Here is a 1,144-nt window from a genome sequence, read left to right as displayed (position 1 = left end):
GGAAAAGATTAAACCTGAGGTTGCTGAGACTTGTCTAGAGAAGGTCAGAGGAGTCATAACAGTCAGCAAATTTATTGCTGATGGAATTGCCGATCTCTTCCCTGACTACCGACATAAACTTAACCCGGTATATGCAGGAGTTGACTTAGAACAGTTTCAGTCCCGATGGTCACCGGAAGGATCTAGACGTCGCCAAGAATTGCTAAGTTCTCACGGATTGACCGATCGCAAAATCGTTGTCTATGTAGGTCGATTAAGTATTAAGAAAGGACCTCATATCCTAATTTCTGCCCTACCCCAAATTCTAGAACAACATCCATCAACATTTCTTTTTATAGTGGGTAGCAAATGGTACGGCCATAACGAGGAAAATAAATATGTTCGTCAACTGAAAGAACAAGCAAAAACCTATGAAGAATCAATTTATTTGACTGGCTTTATTCCACCTGCAAATGTCCAGAAGTACTTCCTCATGGGTGATATCTTTGTTTGTGCATCTCAATGGCAAGAACCTTTAGCACGAGTTCATTATGAAGCAATGGCAACAGGTCTTCCTATGGTTACCACAATGCGAGGAGGAAACGCAGAAGTAGTCATCCCAGGTATGAATGGTCTCTTGATCAGTGACTATGAGAATCCCGATGCCTTTGCAGAAGCAATTAACTCTTTATTGTCCAATAAAGAGTTAGCTGAAAAAATGGGTCGATACGGACGCCATCTGGGTGACAAGTATTATGGTTGGGAGCGGGTTGCTTCAGACATTTCCCGGATTATTTCAGACTGCTGCCTACCCTAAGGATAGCAGGGTAATCCCATTTAAATTTGTCAACTGGGTATCAAAAACCTAGGACAGTTTTCAATCATACCTTCATCCCTTCTTCGGCTCATGAAAGCGTCATGAAGAGTTGGCACATTAGGTATTATTATTGGCAGGGTAAGGGAGAACTTCGTATCACCATCACGACACGGGTGTTGCCCTTCCATAGCACGGGAATGGCTGTGATCTCATTGGACTTGCTCAAGGACCCGTTGTTGAGCTAACACCAGATGATGTTCACTCGCCCAGGCACTCACCGTGTGTAAGCCAATGAGATTGCTTTTCGCGATCGTAGGAACCCCGAGCAGTTAAACCCATCAATATTGA

The 1,144-nt window shown here is 43.5% G+C and carries 1 protein-coding gene; it reads left to right on the top strand.

Going from position 1 to position 1,144, the window contains the following annotated elements:
• Window positions 1-796, top strand: a 796-nt coding sequence (locus F6K49_RS51520; protein WP_293110720.1) for a glycosyltransferase family 4 protein, incomplete at its 5' end; no start/stop codon positions are given.
• Between the last annotated feature and the right edge of the window lie 348 nt (window positions 797-1,144).

The organism is Moorena sp. SIO3I6 (assembly GCF_010672095.1).
This window is presented reverse-complemented; position numbering and strand designations above follow the sequence as displayed.